The organism is uncultured Streptomyces sp. (genome assembly GCF_947488945.1).
GTDB lineage: Bacteria > Actinomycetota > Actinomycetes > Streptomycetales > Streptomycetaceae > Streptomyces.
Genome location: NZ_CANLBS010000006.1, coordinates 137,668 through 163,575, shown reverse-complemented (window position 1 = coordinate 163,575; position 25,908 = coordinate 137,668). Strand labels below are relative to the sequence as shown.

At 74.3% G+C, this 25,908-nt stretch carries 18 protein-coding genes; 6 read left to right on the top strand and 12 right to left on the bottom strand.

Features of this window, described 5'->3' with window-relative positions; translation table 11 throughout:
- Positions 1 to 66: 66 nt before the first annotated feature.
- Positions 67 to 759: a DUF3017 domain-containing protein gene (locus Q0994_RS11565; RefSeq protein ID WP_299532495.1), complete on the bottom strand. Its 693-nt coding sequence runs from the start codon at positions 757 to 759 to the stop codon at positions 67 to 69.
- A gap of 22 nt (positions 760 to 781) precedes the next feature.
- On the bottom strand, positions 782 to 1,651 hold the full coding sequence (locus Q0994_RS11560) for a bifunctional methylenetetrahydrofolate dehydrogenase/methenyltetrahydrofolate cyclohydrolase (protein ID WP_299532492.1): 870 nt from the start codon (positions 1,649 to 1,651) through the stop codon (positions 782 to 784).
- A 229-nt stretch (positions 1,652 to 1,880) separates the two neighbouring features.
- On the opposite strand from Q0994_RS11560, the gene Q0994_RS11555 reads away from it, so the two are divergent.
- The gene (locus Q0994_RS11555; protein ID WP_299532489.1) at positions 1,881 to 2,486 is read left to right on the top strand and encodes an RDD family protein; all 606 of its coding nucleotides are present in this window, start codon (positions 1,881 to 1,883) and stop codon (positions 2,484 to 2,486) included.
- 189 nt (positions 2,487 to 2,675) lie between these two features.
- Here Q0994_RS11555 and Q0994_RS11550 read toward each other — a convergent pair whose 3' ends face one another.
- From Q0994_RS11550 to purN, 3 genes are all read right to left on the bottom strand, one after another.
- On the bottom strand, positions 2,676 to 4,280 hold the full coding sequence (locus tag Q0994_RS11550; RefSeq protein WP_299532486.1) for a DUF2079 domain-containing protein: 1,605 nt from the start codon (positions 4,278 to 4,280) through the stop codon (positions 2,676 to 2,678).
- Between the two features lie 543 nt (positions 4,281 to 4,823).
- Positions 4,824 to 6,377, bottom strand: a complete 1,554-nt coding sequence (gene purH / locus Q0994_RS11545) for a bifunctional phosphoribosylaminoimidazolecarboxamide formyltransferase/IMP cyclohydrolase (protein ID WP_299532483.1) — start codon at positions 6,375 to 6,377, stop codon at positions 4,824 to 4,826.
- A complete protein-coding gene (gene purN / locus Q0994_RS11540) occupies positions 6,364 to 7,020 on the bottom strand; it encodes a phosphoribosylglycinamide formyltransferase (RefSeq protein ID WP_299532480.1) in 657 nt (218 codons plus the stop codon). The genes purH and purN overlap by 14 nt, the downstream gene beginning before the upstream one ends.
- Positions 7,021 to 7,260: 240 nt before the next feature.
- Here purN and Q0994_RS11535 point away from each other — a divergent pair, with 240 nt between their 5' ends.
- Entirely contained in the window at positions 7,261 to 8,295 is a 1,035-nt protein-coding gene (locus tag Q0994_RS11535; RefSeq protein WP_299532477.1) for a hypothetical protein, read from the top strand.
- A 25-nt stretch (positions 8,296 to 8,320) separates the two neighbouring features.
- Here Q0994_RS11535 and Q0994_RS11530 read toward each other — a convergent pair whose 3' ends face one another.
- The gene (locus Q0994_RS11530; RefSeq protein ID WP_363325543.1) at positions 8,321 to 10,555 is read right to left on the bottom strand and encodes a DUF6350 family protein; all 2,235 of its coding nucleotides are present in this window, start codon (positions 10,553 to 10,555) and stop codon (positions 8,321 to 8,323) included.
- Between the two features lie 117 nt (positions 10,556 to 10,672).
- On the opposite strand from Q0994_RS11530, the gene Q0994_RS11525 reads away from it, so the two are divergent.
- Positions 10,673 to 12,190 carry a helix-turn-helix domain-containing protein gene (locus Q0994_RS11525; RefSeq protein WP_299532475.1) on the top strand — a complete coding sequence of 506 codons (1,518 nt, stop codon included), beginning with the start codon at positions 10,673 to 10,675 and terminating at the stop codon, positions 12,188 to 12,190.
- A 147-nt stretch (positions 12,191 to 12,337) separates the two neighbouring features.
- Here the strand turns inward: Q0994_RS11525 and sucD are convergent, their stop codons facing one another.
- From sucD to Q0994_RS11500, 5 genes are all read right to left on the bottom strand, one after another.
- A complete protein-coding gene (gene sucD / locus Q0994_RS11520) occupies positions 12,338 to 13,222 on the bottom strand; it encodes a succinate--CoA ligase subunit alpha (protein ID WP_299532472.1) in 885 nt (294 codons plus the stop codon).
- A gap of 21 nt (positions 13,223 to 13,243) precedes the next feature.
- Positions 13,244 to 14,425, bottom strand: coding sequence for an ADP-forming succinate--CoA ligase subunit beta (gene sucC, locus Q0994_RS11515; RefSeq protein ID WP_299532469.1), 1,182 nt, complete (start codon positions 14,423 to 14,425; stop codon positions 13,244 to 13,246).
- Positions 14,426 to 14,775: 350 nt separating this feature from the next.
- Entirely contained in the window at positions 14,776 to 16,191 is a 1,416-nt protein-coding gene (locus Q0994_RS11510; protein WP_299532466.1) for a VWA domain-containing protein, read from the bottom strand.
- Between the two features lie 311 nt (positions 16,192 to 16,502).
- Complete coding sequence (locus Q0994_RS11505) at positions 16,503 to 19,247, bottom strand: DUF5682 family protein (RefSeq protein WP_299532464.1); 2,745 nt, start codon at positions 19,245 to 19,247, stop codon at positions 16,503 to 16,505.
- Complete coding sequence (locus tag Q0994_RS11500; protein WP_299532462.1) at positions 19,244 to 20,413, bottom strand: AAA family ATPase; 1,170 nt, start codon at positions 20,411 to 20,413, stop codon at positions 19,244 to 19,246. Before Q0994_RS11500 ends, Q0994_RS11505 begins: the two co-directional genes overlap by 4 nt.
- A gap of 188 nt (positions 20,414 to 20,601) precedes the next feature.
- Between Q0994_RS11500 and Q0994_RS11495 the strand changes: the two genes are divergently transcribed.
- The gene (locus tag Q0994_RS11495) at positions 20,602 to 21,915 is read left to right on the top strand and encodes an SWIM zinc finger family protein (protein ID WP_299532460.1); all 1,314 of its coding nucleotides are present in this window, start codon (positions 20,602 to 20,604) and stop codon (positions 21,913 to 21,915) included.
- A 133-nt stretch (positions 21,916 to 22,048) separates the two neighbouring features.
- A complete protein-coding gene (locus Q0994_RS11490) occupies positions 22,049 to 23,716 on the top strand; it encodes a DUF5691 domain-containing protein (protein WP_299532457.1) in 1,668 nt (555 codons plus the stop codon).
- Positions 23,717 to 23,854: 138 nt separating this feature from the next.
- On the opposite strand, the gene Q0994_RS11485 is transcribed toward Q0994_RS11490, so the two are convergent.
- On the bottom strand, positions 23,855 to 24,268 hold the full coding sequence (locus tag Q0994_RS11485) for a cobalamin B12-binding domain-containing protein (protein ID WP_299532455.1): 414 nt from the start codon (positions 24,266 to 24,268) through the stop codon (positions 23,855 to 23,857).
- A gap of 427 nt (positions 24,269 to 24,695) precedes the next feature.
- On the opposite strand from Q0994_RS11485, the gene Q0994_RS11480 reads away from it, so the two are divergent.
- Complete coding sequence (locus tag Q0994_RS11480) at positions 24,696 to 25,727, top strand: alpha/beta fold hydrolase (protein WP_299532453.1); 1,032 nt, start codon at positions 24,696 to 24,698, stop codon at positions 25,725 to 25,727.
- Positions 25,728 to 25,908: the final 181 nt, after the last annotated feature.

The following is a 25,908-nucleotide window of genomic DNA, read 5'->3' as shown; positions in this document are numbered from 1 at the left end:
GACACCTTCCTCTGTGGCCGCCCCGCCCCGAATCCCCTCGAACGGGTTCGGTCCGGGGCCGGCCCGTCACCTGATCGTGAAGCGGGCGACGTCCTGGAGGAACGGGATGTCCAGCCACGGCTGGGGCTGCGCCATCAGCGCGAACACCACGATCAGCGCGCCCATCAGCCCGTACGTCACCAGATCGGTGAACCGGGACCGCACGGCCAGCATCCCGACGGACGGCACCGTCCACCGCAGGAGCGCGCCGCCGAGCAGCGCCACGCCGATCACGATCGCGCCGACGCGGAACGCCTGGTCGAACGGGTCGACGGCCACCAGCAGCAGCCCGAGCGCCGCCGTCACGATCACGCTGATCAGCGGCCACTGGCGGGCCGGCGCCGGCGCGTCCCCCGGCGCCGCCCGGCCGCCGCCCTCGGGGCGCGCGGTGTCCCGCGTGAACAGCGGGAAGCGGCGGGACGGCCTGAGCGTGGACCCGTCGGCGCCGGGCTCCTGCTCGGGCGTCGAACCCGTCCCGGTGCCGGACTCCGTGCGCGCGTCCGGGCCGGAGGCCGGGTCGGGGGCCGGGGCCGTGTCCGCCTCCGCCGGTTCCGGGGCGGTCGGAGCGGCCGGGGCGGTCGGGGCCGTCCCGGTGTCCGCGTCCGCGGTGCCGGGGGTGCGGCCGTCCGCGTCGCCGGCGGTCCGGTCGGACGCCGCGCCGGGAGACTCGTCCGACGCGTCGTCCGCGGGCGGGCCGGCCGGACTCGTAGCAGCAGCCATGAGCGCTCCTTCCGCGACCGGGTCAGACCGCGGCGGCTTCGGCGGCGGCGCGCTCGGCCGCCTCGACGACGTTGACGAGCAGCTGCGCACGGGTCATCGGGCCCACTCCGCCGGGGTTCGGGGAGATCCAGGCGGCCACCTCGGCGACACCGGGGTGCACGTCGCCGACGATCTTGCCGTTCTCGTCGCGGCTCACGCCGACGTCCAGCACCGCCGCGCCGGGCTTGACGTCCTCGGGCTTGATGATGTGCGGCACCCCGGCGGCGGCGACGATGATGTCGGCCTGCTTGAGGTGCGAGGAGAGGTCGCGGGTGCCGGTGTGGCACTGGGTGACCGTGGCGTTCTCGGACTTGCGGGTCAGCAGCAGCGGGATCGAACGCCCGATGGTGACGCCGCGGCCGACGACCACCACGTGCGCGCCGGCGATCTCCACACCGTGGTGGCGCAGGAGCTGGACGACGCCCTGCGGGGTGCAGGGCAGCGGGCCGGTCTCGTTGAGCACCAGGCGGCCGAGATTGGTCGGGTGCAGCCCGTCGGCGTCCTTGGCCGGGTCCATCAGCTCCAGGACGCGGTTGGTGTCGATGCCCTTGGGGAGCGGGAGCTGCACGATGTAACCCGTGCAGTCGGGGTTGTCGTTCAGTTCGCGGACGACGGCCTCGATCTCCTCCTGGGTGGCGGAGTCGGGCAGTTCGCGCTGGATGGAGCCGATGCCGACCTGCGCGCAGTCGCGGTGCTTGCCGTTCACGTACCACCGGCTGCCCGGGTCGTCCCCGACGAGCAGGGTGCCGAGGCCAGGGGTGATGCCCTGCTCCTTGAGCGCCGCGACGCGGACGGTGAGATCGGACTTGATCGCGGCTGCGGTGGCCTTGCCATCGAGAATCTGGGCAGTCATGGTCCCATCCTCGCGGATGCACCCGCCCGTGTACCAATTCGGGGTGCCCGACGTGCGCAGCGTTGCACTCCGGCAACATCTGCCCACCCAGGGTGGACAAACCGATGCTCCGCTCATGACGATGAAGCGCACAGTGGCGCGGTAGCACGGGGGGCGGACCGCTGATGCTGCTCCCTCCTCCGTGTGTGTGGCCGCTCCGTCCCCGAACACCGGTTGAAGGAACACCCTGATGAGCTTCGGCGAACCCACCAATCCGTACGGCCAGCAGCCCGGCCAGCCCCCGCAGAACCAGCCCGGATACGGCTACCCGCAGCAGGCCCCGCAGGGTGTTCCGCAGCAGGGCTACGGCTACCCGCAGCAGCAGCCGGGTGTCCCGCCGCAGGGCTACGGACAGCAGCCGGGCTTCGGTTACGGCACGGGCCGCCCCGAACTCGCCCACTGGGGACTCCGCTTCGCCGCGCTCCTGCTGGACGGCCTGGTCATCTGCGTCGGCTACATCTTCATCATCATCGGCGCCGCCCTGTCGGAGAGCTCGCCGGGCCTCGGCTCGGTGCTCGCGATCATCGGCTTCCTCGCCATGTTCGGCGTGGGCATATGGATGATCTACCAGGAGGGCAAGACCGGCCAGACGCTCGGCAAGAAGGCCCTCGGCATCCGCCTGCTCCGCGAGTCGGACGGCCGCCCGCTCGGCTTCGGCATGGCGTTCGTGCGCCGCATCGCCCACGCCCTGGACAGTTTCGCCTGCTACCTCGGCTGGCTGTGGCCGCTGTGGGACGAGAAGAAGCAGACGTTCGCCGACAAGGTCTGCTCCACGGTCGTCGTCAAGGCCAACTGACCCCCGACCCGCACCCGGAGGCCGCGCCCGTCACCGACGGACGCGGCCTCCGCGCGTGGACGGGCACCGGCGGATCGGCCCCTCGGGTGCCGGGGGATCGGCCCGCGTGTACGGGTGCCGGCGGCTCGGCCCGCCGGGTGGGCGACGGGAACGGCGGGGGTGGTGGGCCGGGTGGGCGGCCGGACCGGCTCAGCCCGCCGGGCGTGCGACCGGAGCCGGGGTGGTGCGCTCCACGACCGCGAAGTCGCCGGCCCGCAGCTTGAGCCGGTACCGCCCCTCGGGGTGGAGCTGTTCCGCGTACGCCGCCGGGTCCTCGATCGACTGGGCCCAGCCCGCGCTCAGGTCCAGGGCGAGGATGTCCGGGGCGGTCCCGGCCGCACCGCCGACCCAGTAGACCGTGCGGTCCGAGGTGAGGTGGGCCATCAGGTCGATGTCGGTCTCCACCCGGGCGCCGACCGGGATGGCGTCCAGCGCCAGCGCCGCCGCGCGCGCCCGGTCGTCCGTGCGGTAGGTGTCGGCGCGCAGCAGTTCGCGCAGCGGCAGGTGCTGGGTCATCGCCAGCGCGATGCCCACGGTCACCGGCACGACGACGTTCGCGTACGCGGCGAGCCAGGGCCGCTTCGATCCCCTCGACCGCCGGATTCCGTCGGCCATGGCGAGGAAGACCACCGGCATCAGGATCGCGCTGTAGTGCCAGATCATCCCCCAGTGGAACTCGTCCTGGGACATCAGCCGCCAGCCGAGCGTCGGCAGCACCAGCACCATCAGCGGCGAACGCAGCGCCATGAAGCCGGTGACGGCTACGAGGAAGAACAGCATCTCCAGCTTCACCGGGGAGTCGAGCAGGCCGAGCACGGAGTCGAGCAGGGTGATCTGCTTCTCCCCGTCGGTGTCGATCTTCTTCCAGTAGTCGTACTGCCCCGCACTGCTGGCCGCGGGGATCAGCACCAGCAGGGTCAGCGCGAACATGCCCGCGCCGAACAGCGTCACCAGCAGGCCCTGGAGCCGCCGGCCGAAGACGATCAGCAGGAAGCCGACGGCCGCGACCGTGGCGCCGAGGTCCTCCTTGACCAGCACCAGTGGCAGCGCCCAGAGGGCCGCGGCGGTCCACCGCTCCCGCAACAGCGCCCGGCAGACCAGGGCGATCAGCGGCACGGCGAGCGCGATCTCGTGGAAGTCGGCCTTCACCGCCTCCTGGAGTCCCCAGGACAGCCCGTAGGCGACGGTCACCCACGGCCCCCACCGGCCGCCGAGCAACTGCTGCACGGTACGGCCCACCACGACCGCGGAGGCGGCGAACAGGGCCGCCTGCGCGAACAGCAGGGCGAGCGCCGACGGCCAGATCCAGTACAGCGGCGCGAGGAGCGCCACCAGCGGGCTGAAGTGGTCACCGAGGATGAGGTAGCCGGGCCCCTTGATGTCCACGACGGGCGCCCGCAACTCGGCGTAGGCGCGTACCTCCTGCTCGAAGATCCCGAGGTCCCAGGAGGGCGAGTCGAAGCGGGCGTACTGGGCGTAGGAGTAGAGGAAGTACAGCGCACAGAGGACGGCGGCGATGACCAGGTACGGCCGCAGCGGGACCCGCTCGGCGGCGGAGGCGGCGGAGGCGGAGGCGGAGGCGGAGGCGGAGGCTGCTGCTGCCGGACGGACGTCGTCGTCGTCGGAGGGATCGGAGGGATCGGAGGGATCGGAGCGGGGGGCCGGGTCGGGCGCGGCGTCTGCGTCGGGGGCCGGGGCGGCGTCGGCCTCGGCCCCGGGGGATGGGACGGCCGGGGCGGTGCGCGGCTCGGGCACGACCGGGGCGGGGCGGGGGGCGGCCTGCGGCGCCGGGGTCGCGCCGGCGACGGGGTGCGCCGGGGCCGGTTCCGTGGGGGCGGGTCCGGTGGGGGCGGGTCCGGCGGGGGCGGGTCCGGCGGGGGCGGGTCCGGTGGGGGCCGGGGCCGACTCGTCCGGTCCCGCCGTCTCCGGTTCTGCCGTTTCCGGTTCCGTGGCCGCCGGTTGCGTTGCCTCCGGTCCTGTCGCGTCCGGTCCGGGGCCGGTGGCTCCGGGCCGCTGCCGGGCGTTGCCCATCCGCACTGGCTCCCCCATCGGTTTCACGTGGTCCACGGCTCGTACGGGACACGGCTCGTACGGGACACGGCTCGTACGGGACACGGCACGGCTCGTCCGCGGCCTCGTGTTCGAATCCTGCCAGGTCCCCCGCCGTGACCGGGGCCGCCCGGCCCGGCAATTCCGCGCGGGCACACCGGATTCCCCCCGCGCGCACCTACGCGAACGGCCCGCCGGTGGACCGGCGGGCCGTGGGGCGTGGCGTGCGCGGGGTCGCACGAGGGCGGATCAGTGGAAGAAGTGGCGCGTACCGGTGAAGTACATGGTCACGCCGGCCTTCTTCGCGGCCTCGACGACCAGCTCGTCGCGGACCGAGCCGCCCGGCTGGACGACCGCCTTGACGCCGGCCGCCGTCAGGATCTCCAGGCCGTCCGGGAACGGGAAGAAGGCGTCCGACGCGGCGTACGCACCGCGGGCGCGCTCCTCGCCGGCCCGCTCGACCGCGAGCTTGGCGGAGTCGACGCGGTTGACCTGGCCCATGCCGACGCCGACGGAGGCGCCGCCCTTGGCGAGCAGGATCGCGTTGGACTTGACCGCGCGGCACGCCTTCCAGGCGAACGACAGCTCGGCCAGTTCGTCGGCGGACAGGGCCTCGCCGGTCGCGAGGGTCCAGTTGGCCGGGTCGTCGCCGTCGGCCTGGAGCCGGTCGGTGACCTGGAGCAGCGCGCCGCCGTCGACCGGCTTGACCTCGACCCGGCCGGCCGGGGCGTCGGGGCAGCGCAGCACGCGGATGTTCTTCTTGCGGGCGAGCACCTCGACCGCGCCGTCCTCGTACGCCGGGGCGACGATGACCTCGGTGAAGATCCCCGCCACCTGCTCGGCCATCTCCAGCGTCACCGGGCGGTTGACGGCGATGACGCCGCCGAACGCGGACAGCGGGTCGCAGGCGTGGGCGTTGCGGTGCGCCTCGGCCACGTCGTCGGCGATCGCGATGCCGCACGGGTTGGCGTGCTTGATGATCGCGACGCACGGCTCGGCGTGGTCGTAGGCGGCCCGGCGCGCGGCGTCGGTGTCCGTGTAGTTGTTGTAGGACATCTCCTTGCCGTGGAGCTGCTCGGCCTCCGCGAGACCGCCCTCGCCGGAGGTGTAGAGCGCGGCCGGCTGGTGCGGGTTCTCGCCGTAACGCAGCACGTTCTTGCGCGTGTACGTGGCACCGGAGAAGTCCGGGAAGCCGGAGTCGTCGGCGGCGGCGTAGTCCGCGGCGAACCAGGCGGCGACCGCGACGTCGTAGGCGGCGGTGTGCTGGAACGCCTCGGCGGCGAGCCGCTTGCGGGCGGTGAGGTCGAAGCCGCCGTCCTGGACCGCGGCCAGCACGTCGGCGTAACGCCCGGGGCTGGTCACGACCGCCACGGACGGGTGGTTCTTGGCGGCGGCGCGGACCATCGAGGGGCCGCCGATGTCGATCTGCTCCACGCACTCGTCGTCGGAGGCGCCGGAGGCCACCGTCGCCTTGAACGGGTAGAGGTTGACGACCACGAGGTCGAAGGGCTCCACGCCCAGCTCGGCGAGCTGCTCACGGTGGGAGTCCAGGCGCAGGTCGGCGAGGATGCCGGCGTGCACGCGCGGGTGCAGCGTCTTCACGCGGCCGTCGAGGCACTCGGGGAAGCCGGTGAGCTCCTCCACCTTGGTGACCGGCACCCCGGCGGCGGCGATCTTCCCGGCGGTGGAGCCGGTGGAGACGAGCTCCACGCCCGCCTCGTGCAGACCGCGGGCGAGGTCTTCGAGCCCCGTCTTGTCGTAGACACTGACCAGAGCGCGGCGGATGGGCTTATTCACCGACATGACCGAGATGAACCTTTCGTCCCTCAATGCGATGGCCGTCACGGGCGATCCGCCCCACGGCCTCGACGAGCAGCTTGCGCTCGACTTCCTTGATCCGTTCATGGAGGGCGGCTTCGCCCTCCGGGGTGTCCTCTTCGGTCACCTCGACCACGCCCTGCGCGATGATCGGACCGGTGTCGACGCCGTCGTCGACGAAGTGGACGGTGCACCCGGTGACCTTCACGCCGTACGCGAGGGCGTCACGCACCCCGTGGGCGCCGGGGAAGCTGGGCAGCAGGGCGGGGTGGGTGTTGACGACCCGGCCGCCGAACGCGGCCAGGAACGCCTTGCCGACGATCTTCATGAACCCGGCCGACACGATGAGGTCGGGCTCGTACGCGGCGGTGGCGGCGGCCAGAGCCTCGTCCCACTCCTCGCGCGTCGCGTAATCCCGGACCCGGCGGACGAAGGTCGGCAGTCCGGCCCGCTCGGCCCGCTCCAGTCCCACGATGCCGTCCCGGTCCGCGCCCACCGCCACGATCCGCGCGCCGTATCCGGCGGGATCGGCGTCGATCGCGTCGAGCAGCGCCTGGAGGTTGGTGCCGGAGCCGGAGACCAGCACGACGATGCGGGCCGGAGCGGCGGAGGGGGGCGGGGAGGCCACGGCTGGGCCCTTTCTCGCGTACTGACGCAGGTGCGGATGGTGCGGCACGGAGTCTTTGTAGGGTCGTACGAAAGAAACTCGCCCCCGGATACGGGGAACCCTACGAACGCACCGGCCGTCAGCAACGATACCGGCACACCGGACGGCCCCCACGGGACGGGGGCGGGGCCGGGAGGTAGCGTCAGGGGACGCGAACCGCCCGCGAGGCGGAAACGACGAGATGGGGAAGACGTTCACCACATGCCGGACCGACGCCGCACCGCCTTCCGCCGTCCACTTCCCGAGCGGGACCACCTGATGCTGCGGGAGAGCGACCCCGCCTCGCCCGGCGCCTCCGGCAGCCCGGAGCACGGCCCCGCGTCCGGCCCCACCGGCTCCGCCACTCCGGTCCCGGGCGCCGGTTCGGATGCGGGCTCTGGTCGGGGTACGGGCTCGGGCTCGGATTCCGGTTCGGGCTCGGGCTCGGGTACCGGCGGGTCGCGGGCCAGCGGCGCGTCCGACGACAATCCGTTCGCGCCTCCGCCCGCGGGCCGGCCCGACCAGCCGTGGCAGCCGCGCCGGCCCTCCTCCCCGTCGAACGGCTCGGGCGGCTCGAACGGCTCGAACGGCTCGGGTGACGCCGATGGATCCGGCGACGCTCCGTCCGGCGGCGACCGGCCCTCCGGCTGGGGCAGCCGGTGGAGCGACCGTCAGCCCGGTGGCCAGGGCGGTGCCTTCGGCAAGGGCTCCGGTGGCACCGGCGGCGGACCGGAGGGCGGCGGCCCCGCTTCCGGCGGGATGCGCTGGGACCCGACCGATCCCGCGCAGCGCCGTGCCCGGTACGCGGTCCTGGGCGGGATGTGGGCGTTCTTCTTCGCCCTGTTCGATCTCCAGGAGATCGCCCTGCTGCTCGGCGCGCTCTCGGTCTACTGGGCCATCAGTTCGCTGCGCGCCAAGCCCAAGGAGTCGTACGCCGCCGGCGCCGCCGGGGACCGCACGCCGGCCTCCCGCGACCCGTTCGCCCGCCCGGCCGACGTACCGCCTGCCGGAACAGCGGACACCGCCCGGCCCGCCGCGGCTTCCGCGACGGCCGGCAAGCCGCAGACGACCGCCGCGATCGGCGGCCTGGTCGCGGCCGTGCTCGCGTTGGGGGTCGTCGCGGCGACGTACACCGTCGAACTGGTCTACCGCGACTACTACACCTGCGTGGACGACGCCCTGACCAAGACCAGCGCGCTGGCCTGCAACGATCTACTGCCGGAGCCGCTGGAGAAGGTCTTCGGCGTCAAGCGCTGACCTCCGGACCGCCCCGGTCCGCCGCTCACCCGTCCCCGCGCGGACCGTCGGACGCGACGGCCGGCCCGTCCTCCGGGGGGCCGCCCGCGACCGGGGCCGCCGCCGGCTCCGCCGCTCTCCGGACGCCGGGCGCGGTGTCGACCGGGCTGTCCGAAGGGGGTCCGGTCTTCGCCCCGCCGGAGGTTCCGGTCGCGCCGCCCGCGGTCGCTCCCCCGGTCTCCGCCGCTCCCCTGGCCTCCCCCACTCCCCCACTCCCGGCCGTGGCGCCCGCGGCCTCGCTCATGACGGCCCCGGCGGTTGCCCGGCCGATTCCGTCGCCCTCGCCGGCCGAAGGAGCCGGAGCGACCACCGGCGTCCGGTCCGCCGGCTCCGGGTCGCGCAGCACCCGGTCCGCCGGGCTCCGGTCCCGCTGCACCCGGTCCGCCGACTCGGGGTCCCGCTGCACCCGGTCCGCCGCCCTTCCCAAGGACGCCGCCTTTCCCGGGGACACCGCCTCTCCGAAGGACACCGGTGCGGGCGGGGCGGCCGGGAAGGTCCCCATGAGACCGCCCGACGCCCGCTTCAGCGAGGCCCAGCGTGCCTCCCGCTGCTGGCGGTCGTGCCAGGGGTCCGCGGGCATGAAGTCGTACGGTTCGAAGGCCGGACCGGTCGTGCCCTCCGCTCCGGGTGCACCCGACAGCGCCGCGGGCGGGCCTTCCGCCGCACCGGTCGGCGCCCCGGTCGGTTCCCCGGTCGGCGCCCCGCCCGCGTCCCGCCGTCCCCGACGCCACCAGCGGCCCTTCTTCCCTTCGGTACCGCCCCCCGAAGACGCCGCGACGGCCTTCGGACCGCCCCCGGCGGAGACGTCCTTCACGCCGCCGCTCCCGTCCGGCGCCGTCTCCGCGGTCACCGCCGGAGTGGGCCGCACCGCCGGCATCGCGGCGTCCCGGCGCCAGGCCCAGCCCTCGTCGCGCAGCCGCCAGTGCCGTAGCAACAGGGCGAACGGCACGCCGAGCGCCGCCGTCCACAGGACCGCCGCCGCACCGGTCCACCACCACACCGGCCCGAACGCGGCGAGCACCCCGGTGCCCAGAGCGCCGCCGGAGAACGCGGTGAGCAGCGCGGTGCCGATGCCGCAGCCGACCGCCGCCACCAGCGTCACCCGCGCCGTCTCGCCCGCACTCCACGCCTGCGCGCGGGGCATCTGCGCCGGGGCGGCGCGGCCCACGGTGAACCACGCCACCGCACACGCCGCCGCGACCGGAATCGCGGCGGCGGCCCAGTTCAGCGCGGTACCGGGGCCCGGCCCCGGCACCGCGGCCAGCAGCGGGAAGTCCGGCAGGGCCGGGGCCCCCTCGGCGCCGAGGGGGGTGACCATGGCGCCCGTGCCGAGCGCGAACCCCGGACCGAGGCCGTACGCCGCCCCCCAGCAGGCCGCGTTGGGGACGAGGGCCAGGGCGAGCAGCAGTACGGCGATCCGGCCGGCCCAGTCGCCCGCCAGGGTCAGGAAGCTGTGCTGCGCCTCGGGGAGGTCGCGGACCAGGGCCACGGTGACCAGCAGCGCGCCGCCGCCCAGCAGGACCAGCACCCCGGCGGTGGAGGCACGCCACACCGTCTCGGCGCGGGCCCGGAACAGTGACCGTGCCACCGCCTCCTGGAGCCGGAGCGGGGCCCAGGACGGCGTGCCGCCCGCCGGACGGCCGGACGCCGCCCACACCCCGGCCGCCACGGCGCCGACCACCACGACGACGAGCGGATACGCCAGCGTGGCCCGGTCGACGTCGAGCGCGGCACCGCGTACGTACCCGACCACACCGCCGGCGACCAGCAGGTATCCGGCGACCACCGCGTAGAGCAGCGCGGTGCCCGAGGGCCGCTCGGAGGGCAGGCCGTCCCCGTCGGCGCCACCGTCACGGCCGTCGCCCCCGTGGTCCTCGCTCCCGGTCAGCGCGTCCCGGCCCGCCCGGTACAACAGCCAGACGGGACCCGCCATCAGCAGCAGCGGCGCCGTCGCCACCGGGGCGGGAGCACCGCTGAGGGTGTCCGCGCGCACGAGATCGGCGCCGTGGCCCAGCAGCCAGAGGGCGGCCGAGGCGTGCAGGGCCTCCCCGGGGCCGGTCGCCGGGTAGGGCGAGCTGATCCACAGTGCCATCGCCAGGACGGCCAGGGCGCCGAGGCCGAGCCCCGCCGCGATCACCCCGCGGGCGAAGGCGGAGACCAGCGCGGCGGCCTGGCCGCGTCCGGGGGACAACATCGGGCTGCGCTCGGTCACTTGGGTCACACCCGCCATGCTGCCAACGACACGCGCTTATTCCGTGTAACGGGCGAATGACCGCTGTGTCGCTCAATATACGTTTATGTACTTTTTCACCCTTCGCGGTACGGCGGGGGCCCGCCCATGACGCGGGGTCCGGCCGAGACGGCCACCGCCGCCCCGCTGCCCTCCCCCAAGGAGCGGCGCAGGCTGCGCGAGGCGAAGTCCCTGAGCGAGGAGCAGGTGGCGACGGCGATCGGCGTCACGCCCGCCACCGTCCGTGACTGGGAGGCGGGCCGCACCCACCCCCGGGGCCGCAAGCGGGCCGCGTACGTCCGTCTGATCGGGAACGGCAAGGGCCCCGGCGGCGGCACCGGCAAGGGCTCGACCGGCAGCGGGAAGGGCCCCGGCGGCACGGCACGGCCCGGCTCCGGCGCGGGTGCGACGCGGTCCGCGCCGTCCGCCGCCGGCCGGGCCCGGACCGACCGCCGTCCCACCGCCCGTCCCTCCCCGCCGGTACCGGGCGACGCCCCGGCTGACCCGCAGCCGTCCGGCGACGGCACGGCCGGCCCCTCCGCCGTCACCGCCGCCTCCACCACCGACCCCGTCGAAGCCACCGGGAGCAGCACCGTGTCCCCGACCGAGCCCGACAGCGAAGAGGCCGCAGCCCCGGCCACGCAAGACGCCCGAGGGGCCGCAGAACGCGACGCCCCGTCCCTCACGGGTTCCGGAACCGTCGGTCCCGGCGTCCCCGGTGCCGGCGCCTCCCCTGCCGACGTCCCCGGTACCGACGCCTCCGGTGCCGACGTCTCCGGTACGGACGCCTCGGACCTCGGGGCGGGGCTCACCGCCGAAGAGGCGTTCGATGCCCTGTACACGTGGGCCGCTCCGGGGCTGATCCGCCAGACCTATCTGCTCACCGGTCGGCGCGCCCTGTCGCGGGAGGCCGTCGAGCGCGCCTTCCAGACGGCCTGGGACCGCTGGCCCGAGGTGGCCGTCGACCGGGACCCCGCGGGGTGGGTGCGCGCGGTGGCGTACGAGTACGCGATGTCACCCTGGCACCGGATGCGCCGGGCGCACCGGCACCCGGACACGCCGCCCACCGATCCGGCGCGGCGGGCCCTGCTGGACGCGCTGCTCGAACTGCCCCCGGCGAACCGCCGGACGCTGCTGCTCTACGACGGCGTCGGGATGGACCTGCCGGAGACCGCCGCCGAGACCGAGGCGAGCACCCTGGCCACGGCCGCCCGGCTGGTCAACGCGCGGGCCGCAGTGGCCGAGCGGCTGCCGGAACTGGCGGAGATCGCGTCGCCCGCCGAGCAGTCGGAGCTGCTGGGCCGGAGACTGACCGAACTCGCCCTCGACGAGCCCGCACCGGCTCTGCCGGCCCCACGCGCCGTGCGGGCCGGGAGCGAGCGCAAGGCGACCCTGTGGACCCGGTCGGCGATCGCGTTCGGGGCGCTGCTGATCGGCGCGACGGCGTTCACGCTGCACACCGCGCCCACCCGCTACGAGCAGCCGATCTCACCGGCCGAGCGGGTCAACGGCGTCCCTCCGCGCGGCGGCCCGGAGAAGCTGACGCCGCAGGACCTGCAGTTGCAGAAGGCGCTGCGTGAGCACCTGGCGCACGGCCCGGAACGGCTGGTGCCGCAGATCCGCTGACGTCCCGGCGGCCCCCGTCATCCGCGGGACCGGGCGCACCCCACGAACGCGGCGCGGGCCCGTGCCACCCGGTTTCTCCCGGGGACACGGGCCCGCGCCGTGCGTACTGCTCACGTGGTCGCGGCGGGCCTCCGCCGCGACGTGCGATCAGGCGCCGAGGATCTCGCGCGCCAGCTTGGCGGTCTCGGTCGGCGTCTTGCCGACCTTGACGCCGGCGGCCTCGAGGGCCTCCTTCTTGGCGGCGGCGGTGCCGGAGGAGCCGGAGACGATGGCGCCGGCGTGGCCCATGGTCTTGCCCTCGGGGGCGGTGAAGCCCGCGACGTAACCGACGACCGGCTTGGTGACGTTCTTCGCGATGAAGTCGGCGGCACGCTCCTCGGCGTCGCCGCCGATCTCGCCGATCATCACGATGAGGTCGGTCTCCGGGTCCGCCTCGAACGCCGCGAGGGCGTCGATGTGCGTGGTGCCGATGACCGGGTCGCCACCGATGCCGACGGCGGACGAGAAGCCGATGTCGCGGAGCTCGTACATCATCTGGTAGGTCAGCGTGCCGGACTTGGACACGAGACCGATGCGGCCGGGCTTGGTGATGTCGCCCGGGATGATGCCGGCGTTGGACTGGCCGGGGGTGATCAGACCCGGGCAGTTCGGGCCGATGATCCGGGTCTTGTTGCCCTTGGCGTTCGCGTACGCCCAGAAGGCGGCGGAGTCGTGCACCGCGATGCCCTCGGTGATCACGACGGCCAGCGGGATCTCGGCGTCGATCGCCTCGATGACGGCGGCCTTGGAGAACGCCGGCGGCACGAAGAGCACCGACACGTCGGCACCCGTCTTCTCGATCGCCTCGGCGACGGTACCGAAGACCGGGACCTCGGTGCCGTCGAAGTCGACGGAGGTGCCCGCCTTGCGCGGGTTGACGCCACCGACGATGTTGGTGCCGTCGGCCAGCATGAGCTTGGTGTGCTTCATGCCCGTGGCGCCGGTCATCCCCTGGACGATGACCTTGCTGTCCTTGGTGAGGAAGATAGCCATGGTGTTGGAGTCCCTCGTCCTTTACTTCGCAGCCGCGGCGAGCTCGGCAGCCTTGTCGGCCGCGCCGTCCATGGTGTCCACGCGCTGCACGAGCGGGTGGTTGGCGTCGGAGAGGATCTTGCGACCCAGCTCCGCGTTGTTGCCGTCGAGGCGCACGACCAGCGGCTTGGTGACGGCCTCACCCTTGGACTTGAGCAGCTCAAGTGCCTGGACGATGCCGTTGGCGACCTCGTCGCACGCGGTGATGCCACCGAAGACGTTGACGAACACGGACTTGACGTCCGGGTCGCCGAGGATGATCTCCAGGCCGTTCGCCATGACCTCGGCGGAGGCGCCGCCACCGATGTCGAGGAAGTTGGCGGGCTTCACGTTGCCGTGGTTCTCACCGGCGTACGCGACGACGTCCAGGGTCGACATGACCAGGCCGGCGCCGTTGCCGATGATGCCGACCTCGCCGTCCAGCTTGACGTAGTTGAGGTTCTTGGCCTTGGCGGCGGCTTCGAGGGGGTTGGCCGCGGCCTTGTCCTCGAGGGCCTCGTGCTCGGGCTGGCGGAAGTCGGCGTTCTCGTCGAGCGAGACCTTGCCGTCCAGCGCCAGGATGCGGCCGTCCTTGGTCTTCACCAGCGGGTTGACCTCGACGAGGAGCGCGTCCTCGGCGACGAAGGTCTCCCACAGCGTCACCAGGGCCTCGGCGACACCCTCGGCCACGTCGGCCGGGAACTTCGCCTGGGCCACGATCTCGCGGGCCTTGACGATGTCGACGCCGTCGACGGCGTTGACCGGGACCTTCGCGAGGGCCTCGGGGGTCTTCTCCGCGACCTCCTCGATGTCCATGCCGCCCTGCACCGAGGCCATGGCCAGGAAGGTGCGGTTGGTGCGGTCGAGGAGGTACGAGACGTAGTACTCCGCCTCGATCTCCGGAGACAGCTCGGCGATCATCACCTTGTGGACCGTGTGGCCCTTGATGTCCATGCCGAGGATGTCGGTCGCGCGGGCAACCGCCTCGTCGGCGTCGGCGGCGAGCTTCACACCGCCGGCCTTGCCGCGACCGCCGACCTTCACCTGCGCCTTGACGACGGACTTGCCGCCCAGCCGCTCGGTCGCCTCGCGGGCTGCCTCAGGCGTGTCGATGACTTCACCGGCCAGCACCGGTACACCGTGCTTGGCGAAGAGGTCCCTCGCCTGGTACTCGAACAGGTCCACGCGCGTCCGTCCCTTTTAGTGGTCTCGCGGTTGGTTCAATGCGTGGGCGTGCCGCGAGGGGCAACGTGACGGCAACTGTCACCAGGAAGGCGCACACGGTGTCCGGTACGCGGCATGTCCATCCGGCAGGTTATCCCCGCGCTCGGCCGGACCCTAAATCGCGGATCACACAAGCGCGGTGATTACGGTCACAGGAGGTCCTGGTGACCGGGCCCCTGCGGGACAAACCGCGCGCACCGACGGGGCTTTCGGGGGCGCGCGGAGCGCGGTGACGGGCGGCGGGGGTGTGCGGGGTGCGGGACGGCCGGCGGGGGTGTGCGGGGTCCGGGACGGGCGGCGCTTTTCCGGGTCTACCGGCGGGTGGCGGCCGCACCGGGCTCCCGTTCCGGCAGGGGCAGGGGGCGCTTCTCCAGCGCGGCGGCCATCACCTCCGGGAAGCGGTCCGGGGTGCAGGCGAAGGCGGGCACCCCGAGCGCGGCCAGCGCGGCGGCGTGCTCGCGGTCGTAGGCGGGTTCCCCGTCGTCCGAGAGCGCGAGCAGCACCACGCACTGCACACCGGAGGCCTTCATCGCCGCCACCCGCTCGATCATCCGGTCCCGTACGCCCCCCTCGTAGAGGTCGCTGATGAGCACCAGCACGGTGTCGGCGGGACGCGTGATCCTCGACTGGCAGTAGGCGAGCGCACGGGCTATGTCCGTGCCGCCGCCGAGCTGCACGCCGAAGAGGACGTCCACCGGGTCGTCCAGTTCGTCGGTGAGGTCCACGACCGCGGTGTCGAAGACGACGAGACGGGTGTCGAGCGTCCGCATCGAGCCGAGCACCGCACCGAAGACCGAGGCGTGGACCACGGACGCGGCCATCGAGCCGGACTGGTCGACACAGAGGATGACCTCCTTCCGCACGGCCGCGGCGGCCCGCCCGTGCCCGACGAGGCGCTCCGGAACGACGGTGCCTGCGGGGGCCGTTCGCGGGTGGAGGGCCGTGTGGGCCTGGAGGGCCGTGTGCGGGCGGGGCGCCGTTCGCGGGCGGGGCGCGTCGGGGGCGCTGGGGGTTCCCGGGTTCCCGGCGCGCTCCGGGGGCTCGGCGTGGCCCGGGGGCCCGGCGTGGTCCGGGGGCTCGGCACGGTCGAGGGGCGTCGGGCGCTCCGGGGTCTCGGTGTGCTCCGGGGGCTGCATGTGGTCAGCGGTCTGCGCGTGGTCGTGCGTCTCCGCGTGGTCGTGGGCGTCGGCGTGGTCCGGGGGCGATGGGGCTTCCTGGGCCTCCTGGGCACGCGGCGGGAGGGTCACGTAGTTCTTGAGGTTGGCCCTGATGGTCCGGTCCCAGTCGATGTCCCGGTGGCGCGGGCGACTGGTACGCGCGGAACGGTCCAGCGCGCCGGTCAGCGTGGCGCGGGTCCGGCTCGCCAGCCGCCGCTCCAGGTCCTCGACCACCTTGCGCACCACGGTCCGGGCCGTCTCCCGCGTGGTCTCGGGCATGGCCTTGTTGAGGGAGAGGAGCGTGCCGACGAGGTGGACGTCCGCCTCGACCGCCTCCAACAACTCCGGTTCCAGCAGCAGAGCGCCGAGCCCGAGCCGGTCCATGGCGTCCCGCTGCATGATCCGGACCACCGAGGTCGGGAAGTAGGTGCGGATGTCGCCGAGCCAGCGGGCGACGGAGGGCGCGGAGGCGCCGAGCCCCGCCGTGCGGTCGCCCTTGCCCCGGCCGTCGTTCCTCTTTCCGCCGTCGCTCTTCACCCCGCCGTACAGGGCGGTCAGCGCGGCATCCATGGCGACGTCCCGCCCACCGAGCCGACTCCCGGTGCTCTCCGCCGCGTCTGGGCCGAGCACCATCCTCCAACGCCGCAGCCGTTCCGCGTCGTGCGCACCGTCGTGCGCATCATCGTCTGCGCCGTCGTGTGGCGTCGGTCGCGCGTCCGTCGGCTTCCCCCCTGCCACTGCCGTCCCCGTTGCCACTGCCGTCCCCGTTGCCACGACCGTCCCCGTTGCCACTGCCGCAGCCGCGGCCGCCGTGTCGGCAGCAGTTGCGTCGTCCCGTCCGTGCGTCCCGTCGTCACGCACCCGCATCCCGTCATCCCCCTTCATCGCGCTCCGCCGCTTCGTCGCGGTCCGCCGCCCGTCGGCGTCCCCGTGGCCGTGCCCGCCGTCTCCCGCCCGGTCCCACCGTCCTCGGACATCGCGTCGCCGGGTGGTGCTCCGGTTGCGGGGCCGAAACCGAGCAGCAGACGCAGGACGGGGGTCACCGCCTCCGCCCTCAACCGGTCGGTTCCGGGGCCGAAACCAGGAACGGGTGGCCTCGGGCCTCCCGCCGCCCGGCCGGCGGGAGGCCCGCCGTGCCGGACCTGCTCGCCCACGGCGCGTCGGACAGCGGGCTCGAACGTGGCGAACGTGCGGCGCAGCAGCGGCAGTACGTCGGTGAAGGCGTTCGGGGGCAAAGCCGTCAGCCAGGTGTCCAGCAACGTGAGCAGCCGTTCGTCGTGGACCAGGAGCATCCCGCCGCCGGCCGCCCCGCCGACGAAGCCTTCGATCCAGGCGGCGGCGTCCTCCGGGGGCACGCCGGGCGAGAGCGCGAGCCCCATGAGCCGGGCGGCTCCATCCTCGTCGAGCCGTCCGTCGTCCAGCAGCAACCGGGCGGCCCGGCCCCGGACGAGGCCGGCGACGGAGTCGCGGGTCGCAAGCGTGCGGAGGACCCCGGTCCAGCGCACGCGAAGACCGACGGCCTCCGGCCGAGGGCCCTGCGGCGCACCGTTCCCGGACCGTGCGGTGCCGGTGAGCGGGCTGTCGGGGGGCGCGGTGCCGGTGAGCGGGCTGTCGGCAGGCGCGGTGCCGGTGAATGCGCTGCCGGAAGGCGGGCTGTCGGCAGGCACGCTTTCGGTGCGCGTGCCGTTTTCGGCCCGTGCGCTGTCCGTGGGGGCGCTGCTCCCCGCCCGTGGGCTGTCGGTGAGCAGTCCCACCGCGGCGTGCACGCCGTCGAGCCGGCTTCGGAGCTCTTCTGCCCCGTCGGGGTCGAGGCCGGTGGAGGCGGCAGGCAGGCCGACGCAGATCCGTGCGGCGATCCCGGTGGCGACCTCGGTCAGTGCGGCGGTGTCGGTACCGCGGACGTCTCCGTACCGCAGAGTGCGGGCCAACGCGGGCAGGGCGTCGGCGAGATGGCCCACGTCGGCGTCGAGCGCGGCCCGGTCGGCGAGCGCCCGCATCACGACCGGCAGCGCTTCCGGCAGCCCGGCCAGCAGGCAGCGTTCGGCCAGCCCGGTGACCTCGGCGAGCGAGCGGGACGTCTCGGCCTCGGCCGCCGCCCTCGCGGTCGCGGCGGAGCGGACGGTGGTGCCCCAGACCCCCGCCTCCACGATCCGGACGTGGAGCTCCGGCTCCCAGGCCAGCCGCCAGCTCTCCCGGAACGTGCCGGTGCTCCCCCGGCCGGCGGCCGGTTCGCCCCAGTCGACCGAGAGCAGCCGCAGCCGGTGCAGGAGTCGGCTCCTGTCGCCGTCGGTCTCCTTGCGCAGGTCGAGTTCGAGCTCCCGCAGGGTGGGTTCCGGGGGGAGCCGCAGCCGACGCTGGGCACGTGCCAGATCACGCTGGAGCGGCACCGCGGGCGCGTCGGGCGGCACCTCGCCCAAGACGTCGCCGACCACCAGCCGGTCCCGGACGAGGGAGAGCGGGACGTCGGACCCCTCGCACATCACCGCCCGGACGGCATCGGTGGTCTCGGCGAGTCCGGGCATCGGCCGGCCCCGCAGTGCGGCCAGAGTGGCGGCGAGCCGCACGGCCTCGATCACGTGGGCGGAGGAGACGAAGTGGTCCTCGTCCCGCAGCAGTCCCGCCACCTTCGTCAGCCACCGCTCCACCGGCCGGTCGGCGGCGGCGAAGAGGTGCGCGTACCAGCCCGGCGCGTCGATGCCCGCGCCGTACCCGCTGTGCCGGGCCAGTCTGCGGTGCGTCCACGGCACCCAGGTCGTCTCGGTCCTCACCTTCGGGAGCCCTTTGAGCAGGGCCCGGTCCGCGGCGAGCGTCGTCCTCTCCGCCAGTGCGGGCACGTGCCAGGCGCCGCAGACGACGACCGTCTCCCCGTCCCCGAACTCCTTGCGGGCGGCGCGGATCCGCAGGCGCATGTACGCCTCGCGCACCGCGTCCCGTGGGTGGCCGCCGTCTCCGTACGCCCCGCGCAGCGCGACCATGGCCTCCGCGAGCGCGGCGAACGGCTCCGCCGGGTCCGCCTCTTCGCCGGCCCCGCCCGCGACGCCGGTGGGCGTGCCGGTTCCCGTACCGGCCGGGGACCCGGTACCGGCCGGGGACGCAGTGCCGACCGGGGAGCCGGTGGGGGCGGGCGGGCGGTGTTCGATCACGTCCTCCCACCATGCCTCCGGGTCTTCGTACCCCGCGATCCCGGCGAGGACGGCGATCGGGTCGGCCGCCGGGTCGGCCTGGTGGTCGACCGGCTGGTCGGCGGGGGCCTCGGGACCGTCCGACGTCTCCTGCTCCCCCGCGGCGGCCAGAGCCAGGGAGTGCGCCGCGGGCAGGTCGATGAAGCGGACCGCGGCGCCGTGCGTCTGTGCCCAGCGCACCGCCACCCACTCGGGCGAGAACTCCGCCATGGGCCAGAACGACGCCCGGCGGGGGTCGTCCACGGCGTGCGCGAGCAACGCCACCGGCGGGCGCATCGCGGGATCGGCGGCGAGCGGCAGCAGAGCGTCTCCCTCCGGCGGGCCCTCCACCAGCACGACGCGCGGCCGGCGTGCCTCCAGCACGGCGAGCACCGCGCGGGCCGAGCCCGGACCGTGGTGCCGCACCCCGAGCAGCAGCGGCCCGCCCGGCTCCCGGGCGCTCACGCGGCGGCCTCACGGCAGGCGCGGTAGAAGTCCTTCCAGCCCTCCCGCTCGCGCACGACCGTCTCCAGGTACTCCTGCCAGACCAGCCGGTCCGCAGCCGGGTCCCGGACCACCGCGCCGAGGAGCCCGGAGGCGATGTCCCCTGCGCGCAGCACGCCGTCGCCGAAGTGCGCGGCGAGCGCCAGGCCGTGGGTGACGACGGAGATCACCTCAGCGGTGGAGAGCGTGCCGGAGGGGGACTTGAGCCTGGTGCGGCCGTCGGCGGTGACCCCGTCGCGCAGTTCCCGGAAGACCGTGACCACCCGGCGGATCTCGGCCGACCCGTCGGGCGCGGACGGCAGGTCGAGGGAGCGCCCGAGCTGATCGACGCGCCGGGAGACGATCTCCACCTCGGCCTCGACCGTGGCGGGCAACGGCAGCACCACGGTGTTGAACCGCCTGCGCAGCGCGCTGGACAGTTCGTTGACCCCGCGGTCCCGGTCGTTGGCGGTGGCGATGACGTTGAACCCCTTGACCGCCTGGACCTCCTGGCCGAGTTCGGGGATGGGGAGCGTCTTCTCCGAGAGGATCGTGATGAGGGAGTCCTGCACGTCGGCGGGGATGCGGGTCAACTCCTCGATGCGCGCGGTCGACCCGCCGGACATGGCGCGCATCAGCGGGCTGGGCACCAGGGCGTCGCGGCTGGGGCCCTCCGCGAGCAGCCGCGCGTAGTTCCAGCCGTAGCGGACCGCTTCCTCGGGGGTGCCCGCCGTGCCCTGCACCAGCAGGGTCGAGTCGCCGCTGATGGCCGCGGCGAGGTGTTCGGACACCCAGGTCTTGGCGGTGCCGGGCACGCCCAGCAGGAGCAGCGCGCGGTCGGTGGCCAGGGTGCTGACGGCGACCTCCACCAGGCGGCGCGGGCCCACGTACTTCGGCGTGACCACCGTGCCGTCCGGCAGGGCGCCGCCGAGCAGATAGGTGGCGACGGCCCAGGGTGAGAGCCGCCAACGCGCGGGGCGGGGGCGGTCGTCGGCGGCGGCGAGCGCGTCGAGTTCCGCCGCGAAGGCATCCTCCGCGTGTGCCCGCAGCACCTCGGAGCCGGCGGGTGCCGGGAGCGCGGGCGTGGTCGGGACCGCCCCGGCCGGGGCGGTGGTCGGGGCGCTCACGGTGCTTTCGGACACGGTCATGGATCCCCCTCCAGATCGGTCGGCCTGCTGTACGACCACGGTGCACCATGCCACTGACAATCGACCGTCGTCGCAGTTCAGGGCGATTGTCAGTGGGGCGTCCTACCGTCGTTCCCATGCTGGTACCTCACGGAGGAGAACCCACGCGCGGCGCCGGAACGGCGGTGCGTCGGACGGTGGATCAGGTCATGGCACTCGCTCCTGACGAGACCTCACGCCGGGCGGGCGCCGGGCTCGGCGTGCCCGGCGCGTGGTCGGGCACCGGGCACGACGCCACGGGGGCCGTGTGGGGGTCCTGCGAGGGCGGCGGGGGCCGGCCTTACCGGACCGCGGTGGACACCGGCGGGCCCGCGTACACCTGCTCGTGCCCCAGCCGGAAGTCTCCGTGCAAGCACGCGCTGGGGCTGCTGCTGCTCCACGCGTCGGATCCGGCGGCGGTGCCGGTGGGCGAGGCGCCCGAGTGGGCCTCGGCCCGGCTGCACGGCCGACCCGACCGTACCGGGACGAAGGGGGCCCCGGTGACCGCGTCGGCGACCGGCGACCCGGAGGCGGCGCGCCGGCGCGCGGAGCGCCGGGCGGCCCGTGTCACCGCGGGTGTCGAGGAGTTGGCGCAGCGGCTGGCGGACCTGGTCCGCGGGGGCTTCGCCGCTTCGGAGCAATCCGGCGACGCCCTGTGGCAGGAGACCGCCGCCCGCATGGTCGACGCCCAGGCCCCCGGGCTCGCCTCTCGGGTGAGGGACTTGGGCGCGCTTCCCGCGTCCGCCTCCGGCCGGCCGGACCGTCTGTTGGAGGAGTGCGCGCTGGTGCATCTGCTCGCTACCGCCTGGCTGGGCCGGGACCGGCTGCCGGGCCCCCTGGCGGCCACCGTGCGGACCCGGATCGGGCTGCCCTCCTCCGCACAGGGCATCCCGGTCCGCGACCACTGGACGGTGCTCTCCCGGCACGACGTCCCCGACGGCAGACTCGTCGCCCGACGGACCTGGCTGCACGGCAGGCGGTCGGGTCGGGCCGCGCTGCTCCTCTCGTTCGGCGCCCCGGGCCGCGCCCCCGCGCCGTCCCTCCCGGTCGGCACGACCTGGGACGCCGAGGTCACCCCCTATCCGGGCGGTAGCCAGTACCGCGTGGAGCTGGGCGGCGACGCCGCAGCGGCCGAGTCACCGGACGGTCCGCCGCCCGGCGTCTCCGTCGCCGCAGCCGTCGCGGTCTACGGCGGGGCGCTGGTGGAGGACCCGTGGCTCGCATCCGTGCCGGTGGTGCTGGACCAGGTCATACCCGTGCCGTCGGGGGACGGTTGGCAACTGGCCGACGAGAAAGGGGAATCCGCGGTCCCGATCGCACCGGCCGCGGCGGCGGGACCGGGGCTGTGGCGGCTGGTCGCCGTCTCCGGCGGCGGACCGCTGACCGTCTTCGGCGAGCTGGGACACCGCGGGTTCGATCCCCTGGCCACCTGGTCGCCGACGGAGGAGGAGGGCCGCGTGCCGGGCACCGTACCGCTCGGCTGAGGGCCGTCCGACGCCTCTGCGGCCACCGACGCGCCCCGCCCTCCCCCACGCCCGACACCACGCGTACCGCCGCGGGACTTCCGCACCGCACCGGCCGGCGAGCCCGTATCCCGCCCCACGCTGGAGGAAACCCATGCTTCCCGTGCACCGCGCCGACGGAGACGTGCCTGCCCCCGACCCGCATGCCGTGCCGGACGCCGACGCGCCGTCCGCGGCCTCGTGGGACGAACTGGTGACCTCGGCGCTGCTGGGCACCGACCGCAGGCCCCCCGCGCCCGGCCTCGCACCCGGTACTCAGGACGCCCCGCGCGCCCTGCTGGACGCCGCCGCGCTGCACACCGTCCGCCGGCGCGCCGGTCTGTCTCCCGCACCGGCGGCGGCCCTGCCCGGCCGCGCCCCCGACGATCCGCGCCCTTTGCTGCCTCCGGCCGCCGAACTGCGGCTGGCCCAGTTGCTGGCCGACCGGACGGCCCCTTCAGGAGGCCGTCGGGGCGCCGCCCCCGACCTCACCGAACTCATCCCGCAGTGGCTGACCACCGCCAACCGGCGGGGGTTCAGGCCGCCCGCCGTGCTGCTGCCCGCCTTGCTGGACGCGGCACGGGCCCGCACGGATCTCCGGCCGAACGCGCTCGCCTTCGCCGGTGCGCGCGGCCTGTGGCTGGCGGCGCTCAACCCGGAATGGAAGTTCGCGCTTCGGGACTCCGCCCGCCGCGAGAGGACCGGCGTGCCCGATCCGGAAGCCACCCGCAGGGTGTGGGAGGAAGGACTGTTCGCGGAACGTGTCGCGCTGCTGGCCGCCATCCGGTCGGCCGACCCGGCCGGCGCGCTCGCCCTGCTCGTGTCCACCTGGTCCGGTGAACGGGCCGAGGACAGACTGATGTTCCTCGATTCTCTGCGCACCGGGCTGTCCGCCCCGGACGAGGAGTTCCTGGAGCAGGCGCTCTCCGACCGGAGCCGCAACGTCCGCGCCACCGCGGCCGAGCTGCTGTCCGCGCTGCCGGAATCCGCCCTGGGCGCGCGAATGGCGGCACGCGCGAGGAGCTGTGTCCACCTGGACCGCACCGGGGGCGGAGCCTCGATCGCGGTGGAGGCCCCGCACGAGTGCGACACCGCGATGCAGCACGACGGGGTGACGGCGACGCCTCCGTCCGGGCGGGGGGAACGGGACTGGTGGCTGGGGCAGTTGGTGGAGGCCACACCGTTGGCCACGTGGTCCGAGCGGTTCGGGTCGCGTACGCCGCAGGAGATCGTGGCGCTGCCGGTCGCGGACGGCTGGACCGACAGTCTGCACGCGGCCTGGTGCCGGGCCGCCGTCCGCCAGCGGGACACGGTCTGGGCGCGAGCCCTGCTCGGCGCACCCACCACCCCGCCCACCCAGGGCACCGGGACGGCGTCGCTCGCCGAACGCGCCAAACTGCTCGCCACTCTGCCGCACGCGGAACGCGCCGACTGGGTGGCGGGGTTCATAGCGGCGCACGGCTTGTCGGAGGCGTTCCAGTTGCTGGGCGTCTGCACGGTGCCCTGGTCGGGGGCGCTCGGCAGCGCGGTGGTCGACGCGCTCGACATCGCCCGCGACGCGGGCAGTTACCCCTGGAGTTTCAGCGGGGTGATGGGGCTGGCCGAGCGCTGCCTGGACCCTGGCGAGGCGGACCGGCTCAGCGTGCTCACCGCCGCACAGGACGAACAGGAGGATGCCTCGCCCGGCGCGGACGGCTACTGGTCGGAGGCATTCCAACGGCTCGTCTCCACCCTGCGGTTGCGGGCCGCGATGGAGACGGAGCTGACCCCGGTCGCCCTATGATCCGTGGCGCCCCGCCGGACAGCCGGACGGGGTGCGGGCGGATACGGATACGGGTTCGGGGCCGAGCGGGTGGGGTGCGGCACCGGGGATCGGGCCCGCCCTCCGAACGCCCGGTTCACGCCCGGTTTCCAGCCTGGCTCACGCCTCCGCGGGCTGGCGGACGTTGGCGCGCACCCATGCGACGATCGAGGTGGTGGTGGCTCCGGGGGTGAAGATCTCCGCCACCCCGCGCTCCTTCAGCGGCGCGATGTCGTCCTCCGGGATGATGCCGCCACCGAACAGCTTGATGTCCTCCGCGTCCCGCTCCTTCAACAGCTCAATCACCTTGGCGAACAGCGTGTTGTGGGCGCCGGAGAGGATCGAGAGCCCGATCGCGTCGGCGTCCTCCTGGATCGCGGTGTCCACGATCTGCTCGGGCGTCTGGTGGAGACCGGTGTAGATGACCTCCATGCCGGCGTCGCGCAGAGCGCGGGCGATCACCTTCGCGCCGCGGTCGTGGCCGTCGAGTCCCGGCTTGGCCACCACCACTCGGATCGGACCGGTCACACCCATCACTGCCTCCACAGGGGTCGCCCGCGTCCAAGAACCGCGGATGTGAACGAACGTTATCCCCAGCATCCCGCACCGTGCCGTTTCGCGACCGGCCGGGAGGGGGAAATCACACGTGGGACGCATTTCACCGAGTGCCGTCCGCCGCGCGACGTCGTTCGCCGCGCCGGGGCCGGCCACACGGGGAGCCGCCAAGAGGTCGCCGTACCACCGTGCCGCCAGCCGCACGGCACGGTGGTACGGCCCTGGTCGGCCGCCCCGGCACGCCACCGACTCCGGACGTCGTGACGACGCCCGGAGTTCGGCCGAGGCCGGACGGTTCGACGCCTCGCCGCCGGAGCCCCCGGTGGCGTGCGGGGCGGCAGACGCTCCCGCACGCCGACGCAGGAGGTCGGCCATGAAGATGTTCTCCTCAGCCTTCGCTTCGCTCATGCCATCGCGACCGAACGCGCCGCGCCTCTCCTCCACCGTGCTCGGGGCGACCGTCCTGGAGGTGCTGGTCCTCGCCTGGCACCTGCTGCTTCACCCCTCCGGGATCACCCCCGAGCGTCCCCGCCCCGGCGGCCGCCCCGACACCGGCCAGCCCACCGACCGTGCGCAGCGCGCCGGACCCGGCGAGGAACCGGGCTCCGGCACCCCGCCGGCCGGCACCTCGTCGGACAGCACCCCGCCCGTCGGCACGACGCGCCCGGCGGAGGCGGTGGTGACGCCGCTCGGAGCCGTGCAGGGCGGCGGATCCGACGCCGACCGGCCGGTGGTGCTGCTGCACGGGTTCATCGACAACCGGTCGGTCTTCGTGCTGCTCCGCCGCTCACTCGCCCGGCACGGCCGCCGCCACCTGGAGTCGCTCAACTACGCGCCCCTGACCTGCGACATCCGCACGGCGGCCGAGCTGCTCGGCAGACACGTCGAGGAGATCTGCTCCCGTACCGGGCAACGGGAGATCGACATCGTGGGACACAGCCTGGGCGGCCTGATCGCCCGGTACTACGTGCAACGCCTCGGCGGCGACCGCCGCGTACGCGTCCTCGTCACCCTCGGCACCCCGCACGGGGGCACCGCCGCCGCACCCGCCGCGAGCGTGCACCCGATCGTCCGCCAGATGCGCGGGGGCTCCGCCCTCATCCAGGAACTGCGGCTGCCCGCACGGGGATGCCGGACCCTGTTCTTCTCCTTCTGGAGCGAGTGGGACCGGGTGATGGTCCCGGTGACGACGGCTCGTGTCGACCATCCTGATCTCCTCGCGCAGAACGTCCGGGTCGTCGGCATCGGACATCTGGCGCTTCCGGCGCATCCCGCGGTCGCCGCGCGCATCCGGCAGATCCTCGACTCGCCCGGCACGGTGTACGCCCATGACACGGCATACACCCGAGACGCCGAGGACGCCGAGGACGCAACGTTTCCCTCCGGCCCCAGGCCCCCCATCGCGCGTTCCACCACCGACGACGCCACGGTCGCCTGACCGACCACCGTCACCCCGGACGAGCCACAGGCCACCACGTCCCCGACGACACGAAGAGCGAAGAAGCAGCCAAGGCTCAGGTCGGCGCGCCGGGTTGACGGCACACAGGGAGACGACATGCGGCATTCGCCCCTCGATGGACCGGTACACACCCGACCCTGCACAGTTCCGGCAACACGCC

Coding starts and splice junctions, on each gene's coding strand:
- Q0994_RS11565 (WP_299532495.1), bottom strand. CDS start 759: ATGGCTGCTGCTACGAGTCCGGCCGGCCCGCCCGCGGACGACGCGTCG.
- Q0994_RS11560 (WP_299532492.1), bottom strand. CDS start 1,651: ATGACTGCCCAGATTCTCGATGGCAAGGCCACCGCAGCCGCGATCAAG.
- Q0994_RS11555 (WP_299532489.1), top strand. CDS start 1,881: ATGAGCTTCGGCGAACCCACCAATCCGTACGGCCAGCAGCCCGGCCAG.
- purH (WP_299532483.1), bottom strand. CDS start 6,377: ATGTCGGTGAATAAGCCCATCCGCCGCGCTCTGGTCAGTGTCTACGAC.
- Q0994_RS11535 (WP_299532477.1), top strand. CDS start 7,261: ATGCCGGACCGACGCCGCACCGCCTTCCGCCGTCCACTTCCCGAGCGG.
- Q0994_RS11525 (WP_299532475.1), top strand. CDS start 10,673: ATGACGCGGGGTCCGGCCGAGACGGCCACCGCCGCCCCGCTGCCCTCC.
- sucD (WP_299532472.1), bottom strand. CDS start 13,222: ATGGCTATCTTCCTCACCAAGGACAGCAAGGTCATCGTCCAGGGGATG.
- Q0994_RS11510 (WP_299532466.1), bottom strand. CDS start 16,191: ATGGATGCCGCGCTGACCGCCCTGTACGGCGGGGTGAAGAGCGACGGC.
- Q0994_RS11500 (WP_299532462.1), bottom strand. CDS start 20,413: ATGACCGTGTCCGAAAGCACCGTGAGCGCCCCGACCACCGCCCCGGCC.
- Q0994_RS11495 (WP_299532460.1), top strand. CDS start 20,602: ATGGCACTCGCTCCTGACGAGACCTCACGCCGGGCGGGCGCCGGGCTC.
- Q0994_RS11490 (WP_299532457.1), top strand. CDS start 22,049: ATGCTTCCCGTGCACCGCGCCGACGGAGACGTGCCTGCCCCCGACCCG.
- Q0994_RS11485 (WP_299532455.1), bottom strand. CDS start 24,268: ATGGGTGTGACCGGTCCGATCCGAGTGGTGGTGGCCAAGCCGGGACTC.
- Q0994_RS11480 (WP_299532453.1), top strand. CDS start 24,696: ATGCCATCGCGACCGAACGCGCCGCGCCTCTCCTCCACCGTGCTCGGG.